Source organism: Pseudomonas sp. J380, assembly GCF_009827115.1.
Lineage (GTDB): Bacteria > Pseudomonadota > Gammaproteobacteria > Pseudomonadales > Pseudomonadaceae > Aquipseudomonas > Aquipseudomonas paracarnis.
Window position 1 is genome coordinate 1484653 of sequence record NZ_CP043060.1, and the last position, 16918, is coordinate 1501570.

The window sequence follows — 16918 nt, forward strand, 5'->3', positions numbered from 1 at the left end:
GTATGCGCGGGATCAACCTCTCCGAACTGGCCGTCAAGCACCGCGCCGTCACCTTGTTCTTGCTGATTGCGATCCTCGTTGCCGGGGTCTTCGCGTTCGGCAAACTGGGGCGAGCCGAAGACCCTTCGTTTACCGTCAAGGTCATGACCATCACCGCCGCCTGGCCCGGCGCCACCGCCCAGGAGATGCAGGAGCAAGTAGCCGACCGCCTGGAAAAGCGCCTGCAGGAACTGGACTACTACGATCGCGTCGAGACCATCGCCCAGCCAGGCTTTGTGTCGATGCGCATGACCTTCCTGGAGTCCACGCGCCCGAGCGAGATTCAGGAGCTGTTCTACCAGACCCGCAAAAAACTCAGCGACGAAGCCACGCGCCTGCCCAAGGGCGTGATCGGGCCGTTTTTCAACGATGAATATTCCGACGTGTACTTTGCGTTGTACGCCCTGGAAGCCGAACACCTGCCCCATCGCCAACAAGTGCAAATGGCCGAGGAGCTGCGCCAGGGTTTGCTCAACCTGCCAGGGGTGAAGAAGGTCAATATCCTTGGCGAGCAGGCCCAGCGCGTGTTTGTCGAGTTCTCCTATGAGCGCCTGGCGACCCTGGGCATCAGGCCCGAACAGATCTTCGCCGCCCTCGCCGCACAAAACGCCGTGGCGCCCTCAGGCTTCGTCGAAACGGCGGGCGCCCGCGCTTATATCCGCATCGACGGCGCGTTCGACAGCCTGGCCTTGATCGAGAACGTGCCCCTGCAAGTCAATGGCCGCGTATTGCGCATCGCCGATGTGGCCACCGTGAGCCGCGGTTATGAAGACCCGCCCAGTTATCGCATCCGTCATCAGGGCGACCCGGCGTTGATGCTGGGCGTGATCATGGAGAAGCACTGGAACGGCCTGGAACTGGACAAGAGCCTGCAAGCCGAAGAAGCGCGGATCCAGGCCGACCTGCCCCTGGGCGTGAATTTCGCCAAGGTCTCCGACCAGGCGAAAAACATCAGCCTGGCGGTGAATGAGTTCATGCTCAAATTCTTCGTCGCCCTGGCGGTGGTGATGCTGATCAGCCTATTGGCCCTGGGCTTTCGCGTGGGGCTGGTGGTGGCGGCGGCTGTGCCGCTTACGCTGTCGATCGTGTTCGTGATCATGCTGGTCACCGGCCGTGAATTCGACCGCGTGACCCTCGGCGCATTGATTATTTCCCTGGGCCTGTTGGTGGACGACGCGATCATTGCCATCGAAATGATGGTGGTCAAACTCGAAGAAGGCTTTGACCGCATCCACGCGGCCACCTACGCCTGGAGTTCCACAGCGGCGCCGATGCTGACCGGCACCCTGGTCACCATCATCGGTTTTCTGCCGGTTGGGTTTGCGCGTTCCGGGGCGGGTGAATACGCCGGCAATATCTTCTGGATCGTGGGTTTCGCCCTGATTTCATCCTGGCTAGTGGCCGTGGTGTTCACGCCTTACCTGGGCGTGAAGTTGTTGCCGCAGATCAAGCCAGTGCCCGGCGGGCATGATGCGATTTATGCCGGGCGCTACTACCAGACACTGCGCAGCCTGGTGGAGGCCTGCGTGCGCGGGCGCTGGCTGGTGACCGGGCTGGTGGTGGCCGCGTTCGTGGTGTGCGGCCTGGGTATGGCGGTGGTGAAGAAACAGTTCTTCCCGGACTCCGACCGCTCGGAGCTGATTCTGGAAGTGTATATGCCTCCCGGCAGCGCCTTCAAAAGCACCGAAGCCGTGGCGGCGCAGGTGGAGAAGGCGCTGTTGCAAGAGCCACAGACCAGTATGGTCGACACCTATGTGGGGGGCGGTGCACCGCGGTTTTTCCTGTCGTTGAACCCTGAAATGCCCGACCCGGCGTTCGCCAAATTGATTGTGCAAACCCCGGACTCTCACGCCCGCGACGCACTGAAACTGCGGATGCGCGAGCGCATTGCAGCAGGCGAATTTCCGTCGGCGCGGGTACGGGTCACGCAGCTCGTCTTCGGCCCGCCGGTGCCGTTCCCGGTGGTGTTTCGCGTCTCCGGGCCGGACCTGAATGTGCTGCGCGGGCTGTCTGAAGACGTGCGTCAGGTCGTGGCCGGCAACACGCTGACCAGGGACACCTTCCTCGAATGGGGCGAACGTGCCAGCGGTTATCGCCTGGTGCTGGACCAGGATCGCTTGCGCTTGCTGGGTTTTACCCCCGACGAGGTCAAGTCCCAACTCAACGCCCTGCTCAGCGGCAACCCGATCACCGAAGTGCGCGAAGGCAACCGCACCGTCTCAGTGGTGGCCCGCGCCCAAGGCAGCCAACGCGAAGACCTGGCCAACCTCAACAACATGACGCTGACCAACAGCGCCGGTACGTCGGTGCCGCTGGCCCAGGTCGGGCATTTCCAGGCGGTAATGGAAGAGCCGATCCTCAAGCGCCGCGACCGCGCCACCACCGTGGAGGTACGCGCCGACATCATCGACGGCGTACAACCGCCCGATGTGGAAATGGCGGTGTACAAAGACCTGCAACCGCTGATCGCCAAGCTGCCCAGCGGTTACAAAATCGACATCGGCGGCCCGGTTGAGGAAAGCGCCAAGGCCAACGTGGCCCTGGCGGCGCTGTTTCCGATCATGATCCTGCTGACCCTCACGGTGATCATGTTCCAGGTGCGCTCGTTCGGCGTGATGTTCATGGTCTTCGCCACCGCGCCTTTGGGCCTGATTGGTGCAGTGCCGACTTTGTTGCTGTTCAACCAGCCGTTCGGCTTCAACGCGATCCTGGGCCTGATTGGCATCGGCGGCATTCTGATGCGCAATACGCTGATCTTCACCGACCAGATCCGCCAGAACCAGGACCACGGCATGGCGATTCGCGAGGCCATTATCGAAGCCACGGTGCGGCGCGCGCGGCCGGTGATCCTTACGGCACTGGCGGCGGCGTTGGCGTTTATTCCGTTGACGTTGTCTGTGTTCTGGTCGTCGCTGGCTTATGTGCTGATTGGCGGTGTGCTGGTGGGCACGGTGTTGACGCTGTTGTTTCTGCCGGCGCTGTGCAGCCTGGTACTGCGCGACAAAGTTGCTGAAACGTCCCACGTAACTGCCGGATAAGCTCTACTCCCCTCCGCTTTCCACCGCTGCAAAGTCCCTCGCCTGATCAAACAGTGCGAGGGATTGCAGATGGTTTTTCCTGTTAGAGACTTGGTTACCTGGCCGCCCCCTGTGGGGAGCCGCCGCGTATGACCCAAGCAGCCCACATTACCTTTATCGAACACGAGCTGGATGGTTTCCATCAGAGCCTGGTGGAGTACCGCCAGCAGATGGGCGCCTGGTATTCGCGTGCGCTGGATACTGTCAGTCATGCAGCGGACATGCCTTCGTTGCTGGGTATGGATCGGGTGTTGCGGGTTGGGGATGCACAGCAGTCGGTCGGTCTTGGCGATGCGGACTTTTCCACCGTGGCCCGCTGTCCGGCAGGGGGTGTGCTGAAGATCCAGAGCAGGTTCGAGTCAGCGTACGACGTGCCGATCGGCAATATTCCGGTTGAAGTGATCGGGCTGGATGACGGCAGCTCCAGGGTCATCCTGCTCGACGAGCACGGCGACGGTTTCCACGAATGCGCCGCCGGCGGGCGCTATCAGGTAAGGGTTCAGGGCGGCGTTTCAGCGCAGCAAGTCGATGCCTTGTTTGCTTCCTATGCCGGGCTGACTGCGGATCTGGAGCAATGGCTGCGCGAGCAGTGGCAAGGCTTCAAGCCGCATTGGCAGCAATCCCCGGCCAGCGCAATAGGCAACGGCGTGCTCGCCGGCAGTTGGGCAGCGATCCGTGACGTGTGGGACAGCATCAAGCAGGTGCAGGCGATTCTTGAAGACCCGCTCAAGTACGTCGAGCAACTGGGTAGCGAGGCGGCGAAGTTGGCGCAAATCGCCACCGATGCGCCCAAGGTCATGGAACAGGCGATGTTGCTGGCCAGTGATGAGGCGGCGCTGTACCTGTTACTGCGCACCGCCATGATCTGGCTGGAGGCGTTACCACCTAGTGAAGTTGCGCAAGCGGCCGCCGGTTTTATGGTATCGCTGCTGATTGACCTGGTGATTGGCGTGGTGTTGACCATCGCGCTGCCGGCAGCGGGCGTAGCGTATTTGAGTATGCGCCTGGTCAAGTACGGCGCAGGGATTCTTCAGTCAGCCGTGGGTTTCGTGACCGGTGTGCTGACGATCCTCACAACGTTCATGCGGGCGGTGGACCGCTACAAAGCGGTGGCGGTTCGCGGGGTGGTGGGAGGGCTGAAGCAAGGCACGGTGCAGATGCGCTGGCGAGCGCGGCAGAACGTAGTGCTGACGCAGAAAGAGCGTGTGGATGATGTGCCGGCGGTGGCGTCGAACCCGAAGGGGGATGCGGCGACGCCTGCGGATAAAACGGTCACTCACGGTTGCCCGGTGTCGATGGTTACCGGCGAGGAATTGCTGACCCTCACCGATGGCGCGCTGGATGGGATCTTGCCGTTTGAGTGGACGCGGCTGTACCGCACCAGTGCGGTGGATGTGGATTGTGGGTTGGGGTTTGGTTGGAGTCATGGGCTGGCCCATCGGCTTGCGGTGTCGGGCGATTCGGTGGTGTGGAGCGACCATGAGAACCGCTCGACTACCCTGCCCTTGCCCACAGTTGCTCGACCGGCGATTACCAATAGCCTGGCGGAAGCAGCGATCTACTTGGGCTCGGCTCCTGATGAACTGGTGTTGGCCCAGGCGTCGCGGTTTTATCACTTTCGTAACGGTGTCTTGGTTTCCATCAGCGATGCGTATGACAACCGTCTGCGCATTTGCCGTGATCGCTCAGGACGGATTGAGCGGCTGGATAACGGTGCTGGTCGTTCCCTACTACTGCGCTATGAGCTGGACCGCATCGTCGCGGTGGACTACCAGGTTCATCGCGCCAAAGGGCGTGAGCCCTACGTTTGGGAAACCGAGCAGAACATCGTTTCCTACGCCTATGACGAAGCTGGCCGACTGGTGTGTGCGACCAATGCCGTCGGTGAAAGCGAGCGTTATCGGTACGACGATCAGCACGTCATTGTCGAGCGGCAGTTAGCCGGTGGGGCGAGTTTCTTCTGGGCGTGGGAAGGCGCGGGCAAGGCGGCTCGCTGCGTGCGGCATTGGGCGAGTTTTTCGCAGATGGACACGCGCTATGCCTGGGGCGATGACGGGCGTGTCACGGTGCATAACGCCGATGGTAGCCAGGAGGTGTATGTCCATGACCAGCGGGCGCGGCTGGTGCAGAGGATTGATCCGGACGGCGCCACGCACTTTGAATCCTACGACGACCAGGGCCGGCTGACCGTCGAGCAAGACCCGATGGGCGCGGTGACGGCCTATCAATATGACGACGCCGGACGCTTGGTGGCGCTGTTTCCGGGGGATGATGAGCCAACGTCCTACGAGCATGACAACGGTTTTGTACGGGTTGTCAGGCGTGGGGAGGCGGTCTGGAAATACGAGCGTAATGAGCAAGGCGATGTTACGCGTAGGACCGATCCCGATGGAGAGGTTACTGACTACAGCTACACCAAGCACGGGCAACTGACTGGGATTTGGTACCCGGATCACAGTTGCCATCGACTGGTGTGGAACGAACGTGGGCAGTTGCTTGAGGAGCAGTTGCCCAATGGTGGGATCAAGCGTTATCGCTATGACGATCTGGGTCGACAGGTTGCCCGTGAGGATGAGCATGGCGCACTAATCCAGTATCAGTGGGACGCCGCAGGACGCTTGCTGAAACTGACCCAGCCAGGCGGTGGTTGTAGGGAGTTCAGCTACAACCCCTACGGCAAAATCATCGCCGAACGCGACGAACTCGGCCACGTCACCCGTTATGAATACGCCGATGGCCTGCACCTGATCAGCCGCCGCCTCAACGCCGACGGCACTCAGGTCAAGTACCGCTACGACAACGCTCGGCTATTGCTCACCGAGATCGAAAACGAAGCCGGCGAAACCTACCAACTCGACTACCACCCCAACGGCCTGATCCGCCAGGAAACCGGCTTCGACGGCCAGCGCACCGCCTACGCCTACGACCTCAACGGCAACCTGCTGGAGAAGACCGAATACGGCGACGATAACAGTCAGCTAATCACCCGTTACGAGCGCGACCACGCCGGTCGCCTCGTCCGAAAAACCCTGCCCGATGCCAGCGTTGTCGACTATGCCTACGACCGCCAAGGCAACCTCCTTAGCGTCGAGGACGGCCACTGGGCGCTGGCCTACGAATACGACCGCCAAAACCGCCTCACCGCCGAACACCAGGGCTGGGGCACCCTGCGCTACGGCTACGACGCTTGCGGCCAGCTGAAAAACCTGTGCCTGCCGGACAATAACCGCGTCACCTTCACCCACGATAAAGGCGGCCACCTCGCTACCGTCGAACTCAACGGTGAAGTGCTCACCTCACATCTGTTCAAGAGCGGCCGCGAGCATCAGCGCCAGCAAGGCCAACTGCTCAGCCACTACCACTACGACGACCAACACCGCCTGCACGCCCACGCGGTAACGCAGCAACAAAACCACCTCTACCAACGCCAATACGACTACGACAAAAGCGGCAACCTCACCCGCCTGCTCGACACTCGCAAAGGCGAACACCTTTACCGCTACGACCCGCTAAACCGCCTGACCCGCGCCGATCACTCCCAGGACGTGCAGGAACGCTTCGCCCACAACCCGGCCGGCAACCTGCTGATGCAAGACCGCCCCGGCCCGGACATCGTTGCGGCCAACCGCCTGATGATCCAGGGCGACCGCCATTACGACTACGACGCCTTCGGCAACCTCATCCGCGAGCGGCGCGGCAAAAGCCAGCAACTCGTTACTGAGTACCGCTACGACTGCCAGCATCGATTAATCAGCATCACAAAGCCCAACGGCCAAACCGCCAGCTATCGCTATGACCCATTTGGACGCCGCATCAGCAAAACCGTGGACGACAAAACCACCGAGTTTTTCTGGCAAGGCGACAAGCTGATTGCCGAGCACCACGCAGAACGTCATCGAAGCTACCTCTACGAACCCGACAGCTTCCGCCCACTGGCACTGCTGGAAGGCTTTGGCCCACAAGCCACAAAGCCCTACCACTACCAACTCGACCACCTCGGCACCCCGCAGGAACTGACCAGCCCCGAAGGCGAAATCGTCTGGTCCGCCCACTACCGCGCCTACGGCCAGATCGCCCGGCTCGACGTGGGCAAAATCGACAACCCACTGCGTTTCCAGGGTCAATACTTCGATCAGGAAAGCGGGCTGCACTACAACCGCCATCGCTACTACAATCCGGATGTTGGTCGCTACCTGACGCCGGATCCGGTGAAGTTGGCGGGTGGGGTCAATGGCTACCAGTACGTGCCCAATCCGACAGGGTGGGTGGATCCGCTAGGCTTGAATTCATGCCCAGGTGCTGGCGGGTGTAAACCCAGCACTAGTGCTCCAAACCCTACGGAGAGTGTTAACCACGGAGAGCCTGCCTTACCGCAACTGACCCGCGCGCAGCGGCAGGCGAGAATTGATGAGCTTGCAGAAGCAAACGCATACAGACGTTTGAAAGAGATCGAACAAGCATTCCCAAGAGCACATTTTTTGGAGAAGCACGGCGCGCAGACAACCCCCAACTCCCAACTCGAAAGAGTAAGATCGGGTAAAAACCCAACAACAGAAGAAATCGAAAGATACATTGGTGGAAGAAAAGATGGTGAACCCAAAATACCTACTGCAGCTACTAGATATTTCAGCCATCGGGACCAACTCAACGCCATTTATCGCGCACAACTTATATTTAAGTATACAAACCTACAAATATCTCGCAGACCAATGGACATGGGAAAAATAATTGGAGAAGGATACAAAAAAATAATTTTGAATATGGAAGACAAAGCAAAGCTATTGTAATACTTGATAACGATGGCAATCCGATTACTGCGTACACGGAATTCTAAACATGAAGCTCACACCAGAACTATCAATACTCAGAAGCCTACTATTCACCTACAGCATTGAAAACTACGACGACCCTGAAAGAGAGCGCTTCATCGCTTCAAAAAACATCAACAACGAAACAGAACTCGCTGATCTTTTTGAAAAATTGACCAAGCCAGAATTTCTTTCATACAAACTTGAAATTCAACAATGGCATATTGAAACACTTCAGCACTACCTAAATACTGATGAAAATTTTAATTCCGTTTTTTATCTTCTCGACACCTATTTCGATGATGAAATAACTGACCACAGGCAATTTATGAGCGTGCTATTACGCTGCTTACAGAATTACACAACTGAGGCTACCACGAGCAAATAATATGAAAATAAAACCACCCAGCATGTCAATAATCCGCGGTCTACTGTTCACTTACGACATAGAAAACACGTACGACTTAGTGCGAGAAAAAACCATTTCATTAAGAGACATAAATAACGACGAAGAACTTATAAAACTATTTGACGAACTGACCAAGCCAGAATTCGTAGCTTATACAAGAAGTGAACAAAAATGGTTCATTGATTCCATATCACACTTTCTAGCTACAAGCGACAACTTTGACGCAGTCTTTAAAAATATGAAAACTTATTTCAGCGCCCCCGTAACCAATCAAACAAACTTCATGCAAGTCCTTTTGAATTGCTTAAGAAACTACTACAACACGCCAAACTCAAAAATTTAAAAAAAGCTGTTCGATGCTAAATCGGCGCTCCTCCGGCGAGCGAGCTTCCTCGCGCTGTGTCACAAGCGGCCCCAATCCAGGCGATGCGCTTCCAGAAGACCGATGTGTGCAGCTTCTAAAGCAAAACGTCCTTTTCAGTTACAGGGCACTGGACAGCATATTTCTTCATAGCTTTTAAGTATCTCCAATGAAACTCAAGCCAAAGCTATCGATAATCCAAGGTCTGCTTTTCACTTACTGCATCGAAAACACTAGGGATGTGGACAGAGAAGAGCTCATTACCTCCATAAACGTGAACCATCACGAGGAACTTACATGGCTATTCGACAAACTAACCAAACCTGAATTCATGAAATATAGGCGAGACGAAAGAGAATGGTACATCAACACACTTCAGCATTTTCTCAGCATCGGAGAAAACTTTGAGTCAGTGTTTTATCTCTTTAACACTTACTTTAATGATGAAATATTCGAAAAACGGCAATTCATGAAAACACTGTTGGACTGCCTCAGCAGATACAACCTTGACATTGTCGAGAGCAGGTCAGACGCCCCCTCTGCTAACCAGTAAGTGATGGAAAGATGACCCCAAAGCCAGCTTCGAAGTCCACTCACTATGGGGCGCTGAGTATCCAATGTGGGAGGGGGCTTGCTCCCGATAGCAGTGATTCAGTCAATGCATGTGCAAGCTGATCCAGCGCTATCGGAGCAAGCCCCCGCCCCCATTTGAATTTCTTCAGTGCTTCAATCCAACGCTCCGATCAGCGCTTGGAAAGCTCCATGATCATCCGACTCAACAAATAAACCCGCGGCACCACACTCTCCACCTCGGCATATTCCTCCGCCGTGTGAATATTGCCCCCCACTATCCCAAACCCATCCAGCGTCGGCGTGCCTACACCGGCGGACAAGCTGGCATCCGCCGCGCCGCCGCTGCCTTCGATGGTCAACTTGCGTCCCAGTTCGCCATAAATCCCTTGGGCAATCGCTACCAACTTATCCGACTCGGCGGTCTGCGGCATCGGTGGCAGGCCGCGCTGCAGGCTGGTGTTCACTTCGGTTTCCGGGATCAATTTGTTGGCTGAAACCCGCGCCAGGTCTTTCTCGATCCGGTCGAACTCTTCCGGCAAGGCCGCACGCACGTCGGCCTTGGCGGTGGCTTGGTCAGGGATAACGTTGGTGCGGTCACCGGCCTTGAGCACGGTGAAGTTGATGGTGGTTTTCTTGTCTTCATCGCCGAGTTTGCCCAGTTGCAGGATCTGGTGCGCGGCTTCCATGGCGGCGTTGCGTCCCAGTTCCGGGGCGACGCCGGCGTGGGCGGCCTTGCCTTTGACTTTGACCACCGCGGTGGCGCTGCCTTTGCGCCACACCACCAGGCCGTCGGCAGGGCGGCCGGGTTCCAGGTTCAGGGTCACGTCGTGGCCCTTGGCAGTGTTGCGGATCAGTTCGGAGGCGGCGTCGGAGCCGGTTTCTTCGCTGGCGTCGAGCAGGAAGGTGATCTGCGCGTAATCCTTGAAGCCCTGGCTTTTGAGGACCTTGAGCGCATAGATGCCCGCAACGATGCCGCCCTTGTCATCCATCACGCCGGGGCCGTAGGCGCGGCCGTCCTTGATGTGGAAGGGGCGCTCGGCAGCCGAGCCTTCCTTGAATACGGTGTCCATATGGGCCATCAGCAGGATCTTGGCCTTGCCGGTGCCTTTGAGGGTGGCGACCACATGGCTATTGTTGGCGGCTTTATCCGGCACCAATTCGATGGTGAAACCCAACTGTTTCAACTCATTCACGGCGATATCGCGCACTTGGGTCAGGCCCGGCTCGTAGCCTGAACCCGAGTCGATATTCACCAGGCGCTCCAGCAGCTTCAAGGCTTCGGCCTTGTATTGTTCGGCCTGTTGCTGGATCTGTTTATGAGGCTCGGCGCTGTAGGCCGGCAGGCTGAAAGACAAGGCCAGGGTAGCGGCCAAAAGGGTACGCGGGAACGTGAAGAGCATGGACCGATCCTTGTTTTTTGTTGGAAGGTGCCCCGCCACCCTACCCCACTAAACTGACCGCAACCAACTGCCCTGTACCGAACTGACCCGGTTGCGCCCGCTGCTCTTGGCTTCGTACAGCGCCTGGTCGGCATCGTTGAGCCAACTGATGGAGTCGGCGTGGCTAGGCTGGTACGGCGCCAGGCCGATGCTCAGGCTCACTCGCAGTGTCGGGTCCTGGGCATAGGCCAAGGCGTTGAAGCGACTGCGCAATGCCTCCATCACCTCGGTGGCACGGTTGAGGGGCATATCGGGCAGGATCACGCAGAACTCATCACCGCCATAGCGCCCGGCCAAGTCGTTGGTGCGCAGGTTCTGGCGCAACACCTTGCTCAGTTGGCGCAGGACGATATCGCCAGTCACATGGCCGTAGGTATCGTTGATGGTCTTGAAGTGGTCGATGTCGATCAACGCGATGGCGGCACCGCCCGGGCCACGGCGGCAGCGTTGAAACTCGAGGTCCAGATGGTCCTTCCAGGCGCCGTGGTTGAGCAGGCCCGACAGGCTGTCGGTGCGGCTCAAGGCCAGCAGTTCACGTTTGTGGCGGGCCAAGGTGACGGCCTGGCGGTAGCAGATCCAGCCCAGGGCCAGGGGATACAGCATCAGGATCGGCAGGCAGGCATACAGCTGGGCCTGGGTGGTCACGGCGATAAATCCTGGTGTGAACAGCAGCAACGCGGTGCCCAGCCCCAGTGCCTGCGCCACCCAACCCGCGAACAGGAAACGCGGCCCGCCGATGGCGACGTTGTTCATGCTCATCATCGACAGGGTGGTGACGCTGGGCAGCGGGTTGAAGTGCATCGCGCCAACCCAGAACCCACCGCAAAAGGAATCGAACAGCAGGCTGCGGCGTTCGCTGCGCAAGGTATTGGCCGAGCGCAAAGAACATTGAAAAGCCAGGTGCGGCCACGCAAAGGCATTGATCAGCATCCAGGCCCACACCCACAGGGACGGATTCAACGGATACATGCCGAACGCCACGCACACAAAGCCGAGCGTCAGCCCCAGCACGCGAGATTTGTACAAGCGCAAAGCGAGCGGAAGTCCTTTTCCTCCGACGGCTGGCATGGTGGGGGCGATCCTGGGTGAATGCCTGGAGTCTATCAGGGCGACGTCAAATCGCCACTACCGCTTATTGGCTAATACTTCAGTGCGAAAACCCACGCGCCAGCATCAAGGCGACGCCCAGCAGCAACACGGCCGTGATTCGCTGCAACAACACCCGCCGCTTGGGGTTTTCCAGCACGTGTTTGATGCGCTGGCCGAAATAGCAATACAGGCAGCCGCTGGCAAATTGCAGCAGCAGGAAGGTCAGGCCAAGGATGGCGATGTCCGCCGCCGAACTGTGTTCACCGGCGCCGGCAAACTGCGGGAACACGGCGCTGAACATGATGATGGTCTTGGGGTTGGAAAACCCGGTCAACAGCCCTTTGCCAAACAGGCTGCGCGCCCCCTCGACCTTGTCGGCGTTGTTGATCGACACGCCGCTGCTGGTCCACTGCTTGTAGGCCAGGTAAAGAATGTAGGCCACCCCGACAAACTGGATGGTCTGGGTAATGGCGAGGTTGCCCTTGATCAATTCCGAGAAGCCGACGGCAAAGATCAGGATCGAAATCAGGTACGACACAGTGGCGCCGACCTGCGCCGGGATCGAACTGCGCAGGCCGTCCTTCAAGCCCAGGCTCAACAACAGCAACGTCATCGGGCCCGGACTGAAGGTCATGGTGGCGCAAAACAACAGAAAGTAGAGAAATGAAGACAGGGTTAACGCACTTGTCATGGCCAGCACCTTGAATAAAAAGAAACAGCAGCAACAGGGCGAACGCGGCCAGCGCTCGCCCCCGGCCGATCAGGCGACAGCGATTTCGGTGGTCAGGGAGTCGCGGTACATCACCGCCAGGTCAGCCAGGGCAGCCTTGGCGGTCTGGTTGCGGGTTTCAAACGCGACCAGCCCCTTCCAGTTGGTCTCGACAATGGCCTGCAGCACATCGGCGTAATCGCAGTTGCCGTCATGGATGCCGAAGTGCTGGTCTTGCACGCCGTTGTTGTTGCTGAAGGAAATGCCCTTGATCAAGTGGTGGTATTTGCGCACCACTTCTGCCGGCAGGCCGTTCTCGATGTTGGCGTGGCCGGCATCGAGGAAGAAATACACATTGCTATGGGCTTGCAGGCGCTCGAACACAAAGGCGTATTCGGCTTCATGGGTAAAGATGTAGTGGAACGGCCGATAGTTGACGTAGTTGGACAGGTTCTCCAGGTAGATATCCGTGCCCTTGGCCTCGGCATAGCGCGCCAGTTCCTGCACCGACTTGAGATAATGCTCCAGGGCAACCTTCTTGGCCATCAGCACCATTTTCGGCTCGACGATGCAACCACCGTGAATGATCAACGGCGCGCCCAGGCGGCTGGCGATATCGATTTCTTTTTTGACGTACTCCACGGCCGCACTACGGAAGGCTTCGACATCACTGCCCAACGGCGCCTTGAAGTTGCCATGGAAAACCGGCTTGACCCCCGTGGCCGCGATTTGCGCCTGCAGGCTCTCGATACGCGCCTCGGTCCAGTCATCGACCATTTCGCCGAACAGGCTGCCGTCGATGTACCAGTGGGTGCAGTCACCTTCGATGGCGGTTTGCAGGCCCTTTTCGGCGCCCAGGTATTTCTGGTGGGCCACACCGGTGCAGAACGGGACGGTGGCGTTGATCAGTTTGCTGTTCATGGGACGATTCCTTTCGTTGATGGAGTGTCAGGCGAATTGACGTTCAGGAAGATTGATGGCCATGAAATCGGCCTTGGTCACGCCGCAATCCGGGCATGTCCAATCTTCAGGCACCTCTTCCCAAGGGGTGCCTGCGGGAATTCCGTCCTCCGGAATACCCAGTTCTTCTACGTACATAAAACCGCAGGGTGCGCACATATAAGTCTTCATGGAAATGCAAAATCCATTGCTCAGGTGTAGGAAATATCGCCATCTCCAGGCGAGATGCCGCGCAGTCTAGGGGAGTGGCATTGCGCAAGGCAGGTAAAGTGGTGCCTAATCCGGCCTAACTTCACCGGTAAAAGCACCGGCAAACACAAGGACGCGTCATGTTTGTATCCGCCATCGCTTTCGTAGAAGGCACGCCCAAGGTCCAGCAGATCGTCGAGGCGTTCAGCCTGGCCATCGAAAATGGCGAATGGGCACCGGGCAGCAAACTGCCATCCGTGCGTGAACTGACCCAGGTCCTCGGCGTCAGCAAGTTCACTCTCAATGAGGCACTGGACCGCCTGCGCGGTCGCCACCTGCTCACCTCGAGCCAGGGCCGCGGCTACTTCGTGGCGATGGACAGCACCCGCCCTGCCTCGGCGACCTGGGTGGACCTATTGCCCCAAGACCTGCTCAGCGTATTGCGCCGGCCCTTGGCCACCGCCAGTGGCGAACTGCGCCCCGGTGGCGGGCACTTGCCGGAGGATTGGCTCAATGGCGAAGCGATCCGCCAGGCCATGCGCAGCGTAGTGCGTGCGCCGTCACTGCGTATCGCCGGGCTGGGCACGCCGGCGGGGCTGTTGCCGTTGCGCCAGGCGCTGCAACAGAAACTGCACGGCGAAGGCTTGTCGGTACCGGTGGAACAGATCATCACCACACCCAATACCGTGCAGGGCCTGGACATGCTCATGCGCCTGCTCGCACGCCCCGGCGACACGGTGCTGCTCGACGCGCCGTGCTACTTCAACTTCCACGCCAACCTGGCGCTGCACGGCGTCAAAGTCATCACCATTGCACGCCGCCCCGACGGCTTTGACTTCAGCGCCCTCGAACAGCTGCTGGCCGAACACCGCCCCAGCCTGTATCTGACCACCAGCGTGTTGCACAACCCCACCGGCCACTCCTTCAGCCCCAGCCAAGCGTTTCGCCTGTTGCAACTGACCCAGCAGTACCACTGCCACATCGTCGAGGACGACCTCTACGGCGACCTGCACCCCAACCCTCCACCACGCCTGGCCGCCGTCGCCGGGCTGGACCAGGTCACCTACCTGTCGGGGTTCTCGAAGATCCTGAGTGCCAACACCCGCGTCAGCTATGTGGTGGCCGCTCCGCAACTGGCCGCCAACCTGACCAACATGAAATTGATGAGCGGCGGCGTCACCTCGGAACTGTTCGAACAGATCGTCTACCGCATGCTCAGCGAAGGCAGTTACGCCAAGCACCGCAAACGCATGGTGCAGCGCCTGATGGAAGCCGGTGGGCGCGTCGAACAATGGCTCAAGCGCTGCGGGTGCGAACTGCCCATGGCGTATGAAGGCGGGATGTTCATCTGGGCACGCCTGCCGCCTGGCGTGAACGGCGAACTCCTGGCCCAGGAAGCCCTGAAACGCAGCATGGTACTGGCACCTGGCGCGCTCTTCGGCTACGACCCGGCCCACCGCGACTCAATGCGCTTCAATGTGGCCCACAGCGACGAACCACGGGTACAGCGGGTGTTTGAGGCGCTATTGCTGCACGGTGTTGCACAGAGCAATCCCCGCGCAAAAAAGTGATACACGACCCTGGTGCAGCGCGCCTGCTTACCTGACCGGCATCAAGGCAGGTCAGGACCTCGGTGCGTCAGGTACATAGGCGTCGCCCTGGGCAACCAGGAACTTCTTGCGATACGCCGCCGGCAGCATCCCCACCCGTTGCTGGAACAGACGCCGAAACGAGTTGCTGTCCTCATAGCCCACGGCATACGTGATGCTGGCGAGGGTCATGCGTGTTGACTCCAGCATCTGCTTGGCTCGTTCCAGGCGCAGGGTTTGCAGGTAGCCAATCGGCGTACAACCAGTGGCATCCTTGAAACGCCGCTTGAAATTACGCACGCCAAAACCAAAGCGCCGGGCCACCTCATCGATCACCATTGACTGCGCAAAGTGCTGCTCCAACCAATGCTGCACACGCAGGATCTGCGCATCACCGTGGCTTTTGGGCAGCGACCACATCGCGTAGGCCGACTGCTCGGTGCGGCCGGCATCGATCAGCAAGTACTTGCCGCAGGTATGAGCCAGCTCCGGCGAGCCGAAACGGCGGATCAGGTGCAGCATCAAGTCCATCGCCGCCGTAGCGCCCCCGCACGTGATCAGGCGATTGTCTTCGCAAAGGATCTGCCCCTCATCCAGGCTGACCTGGGCATATCGACGCCGGAAGAACCCGGCAAATGCCCAGTGAGTCGTCGCACGCAAGCCGTGCAATAAGCCGGTCTCGGCCAGCATGAAGGCCGCCGTGCACATGGAAGCCAACACGGCGCCCTGCCCATGCTGCTCACGCAACCAGGGGCCGTAGGCAGCAAACGTCGGCATAGCCTCCTTGAGGGTAAAGAGAAACCCGGGAATCAGCACCAGGTCCGTGTGCGCGATCTGCGCCATTGAACCCTGCACCTGCAGGCGCTGCCCGCCCCATGCTGTCACCGGCTGGCCGTCCATAGACGCGAGCATCACCTCAAACGGCGGGCTTTCAGCGAACAGATTGGCCGCACTGAGCATTTCCATGGCCAGGGTGGCACTGGCAGCGGAACATTGATCCGCCAGGAGCAAGGTGACATGCATGTAAAAACTCCGGCTTGCACTTTTCGCATGTAATAAGTCATTTACGCATCTACCTTAGCCGATCCCACCCCCGTACAGTGCGGCCATTGATCAACTGCCTGGCGTTTTTATGAATCTCTGGTTTCGATTACTGCACATGCTGTTGCGCCGCCCCTGGCGCAAACCGGTCCACGGCCTGGCTACCTCGGTGGTGCGCATGCGTGTCTGGCCGCTGGACCTGGACCTGAACCGGCATGTCACCAATGGCCGGTATTTCACCCTGGCCGATGTGGCTCGCATGGATTTTGTGCTGCGCACCGGCGCCTTTCGCGTGGCGCTGCGCCATAAGGCGATGCCGATAGTCGGCGATACCTGGGGCAAGTTCCGTCGGGAATTGAAGCTGTTCGAGGTATTCGAGGTGCATACCCGCATTCTCGGCTGGGACCACAAGTGGAACCTGATGGAGCACCGCTTCGTCAGCAATGGGCGGGTGGTCGGCGTGGTGGTGATGCGTGGGCTGTTTCGATCCGCCAAAGGCACCCTGCCCCCGGCCGAATTCATCCGCGAGTTGGGCTTGGACGACACCTCACCGCCGATGCCGCAATGGTTGAGCGACTGGGCACGCAGTTGCGATGAGATGAGTGCGCAATTGCGTGAGGAAGAGCAGGTTTAAA

The 16918-nt window shown here is 58.9% G+C and carries 11 protein-coding genes; 5 read left to right on the forward strand and 6 right to left on the reverse strand.

What is annotated here, in order from left to right:
• Window positions 1–2 precede the first annotated feature (2 nt).
• The 3 genes from FXO12_RS06685 to FXO12_RS06695 all read left to right on the forward strand — a co-directional run bounded on the left by FXO12_RS06685 (window position 3) and on the right by FXO12_RS06695 (window position 8312).
• Window positions 3–3077 (forward strand): efflux RND transporter permease subunit, encoded by a 3075-nt coding sequence (locus tag FXO12_RS06685; protein ID WP_057977148.1) that lies wholly within the window; start codon window positions 3–5, stop codon window positions 3075–3077.
• 128 nt (window positions 3078–3205) lie between these two features.
• On the forward strand, window positions 3206–7903 hold the full coding sequence (locus tag FXO12_RS06690) for an RHS repeat-associated core domain-containing protein (RefSeq protein ID WP_256678930.1): 4698 nt from the start codon (window positions 3206–3208) through the stop codon (window positions 7901–7903).
• 49 nt (window positions 7904–7952) lie between these two features.
• Window positions 7953–8312 carry a hypothetical protein gene (locus FXO12_RS06695; protein ID WP_034127726.1) on the forward strand — a complete coding sequence of 120 codons (360 nt, stop codon included), beginning with the start codon at window positions 7953–7955 and terminating at the stop codon, window positions 8310–8312.
• A 1125-nt stretch (window positions 8313–9437) separates the two neighbouring features.
• On the opposite strand, the gene FXO12_RS06700 is transcribed toward FXO12_RS06695, so the two are convergent.
• From FXO12_RS06700 to FXO12_RS06720, 5 genes are all read right to left on the reverse strand, one after another.
• Window positions 9438–10667, reverse strand: a complete 1230-nt coding sequence (locus tag FXO12_RS06700; protein WP_160049594.1) for a M20/M25/M40 family metallo-hydrolase — start codon at window positions 10665–10667, stop codon at window positions 9438–9440.
• A 48-nt stretch (window positions 10668–10715) separates the two neighbouring features.
• Window positions 10716–11774, reverse strand: coding sequence for a diguanylate cyclase (locus FXO12_RS06705; RefSeq protein WP_057977142.1), 1059 nt, complete (start codon window positions 11772–11774; stop codon window positions 10716–10718).
• Window positions 11775–11853: 79 nt separating this feature from the next.
• Entirely contained in the window at window positions 11854–12486 is a 633-nt protein-coding gene (locus tag FXO12_RS06710) for a LysE family translocator (protein ID WP_054918636.1), read from the reverse strand.
• Between the two features lie 69 nt (window positions 12487–12555).
• Window positions 12556–13425 carry a sugar phosphate isomerase/epimerase gene (locus tag FXO12_RS06715; protein WP_034127732.1) on the reverse strand — a complete coding sequence of 290 codons (870 nt, stop codon included), beginning with the start codon at window positions 13423–13425 and terminating at the stop codon, window positions 12556–12558.
• A gap of 27 nt (window positions 13426–13452) precedes the next feature.
• Window positions 13453–13635, reverse strand: a complete 183-nt coding sequence (locus tag FXO12_RS06720; protein ID WP_014718115.1) for a rubredoxin — start codon at window positions 13633–13635, stop codon at window positions 13453–13455.
• Between the two features lie 158 nt (window positions 13636–13793).
• Between FXO12_RS06720 and FXO12_RS06725 the strand changes: the two genes are divergently transcribed.
• Window positions 13794–15224, forward strand: coding sequence for a PLP-dependent aminotransferase family protein (locus tag FXO12_RS06725; RefSeq protein WP_057977139.1), 1431 nt, complete (start codon window positions 13794–13796; stop codon window positions 15222–15224).
• 51 nt (window positions 15225–15275) lie between these two features.
• On the opposite strand, the gene FXO12_RS06730 is transcribed toward FXO12_RS06725, so the two are convergent.
• Window positions 15276–16265, reverse strand: a complete 990-nt coding sequence (locus FXO12_RS06730) for a GlxA family transcriptional regulator (RefSeq protein WP_160049595.1) — start codon at window positions 16263–16265, stop codon at window positions 15276–15278.
• Window positions 16266–16374: 109 nt separating this feature from the next.
• On the opposite strand from FXO12_RS06730, the gene FXO12_RS06735 reads away from it, so the two are divergent.
• Window positions 16375–16917 (forward strand): thioesterase family protein, encoded by a 543-nt coding sequence (locus tag FXO12_RS06735; protein WP_057977136.1) that lies wholly within the window; start codon window positions 16375–16377, stop codon window positions 16915–16917.
• Window position 16918 lies beyond the last annotated feature (1 nt).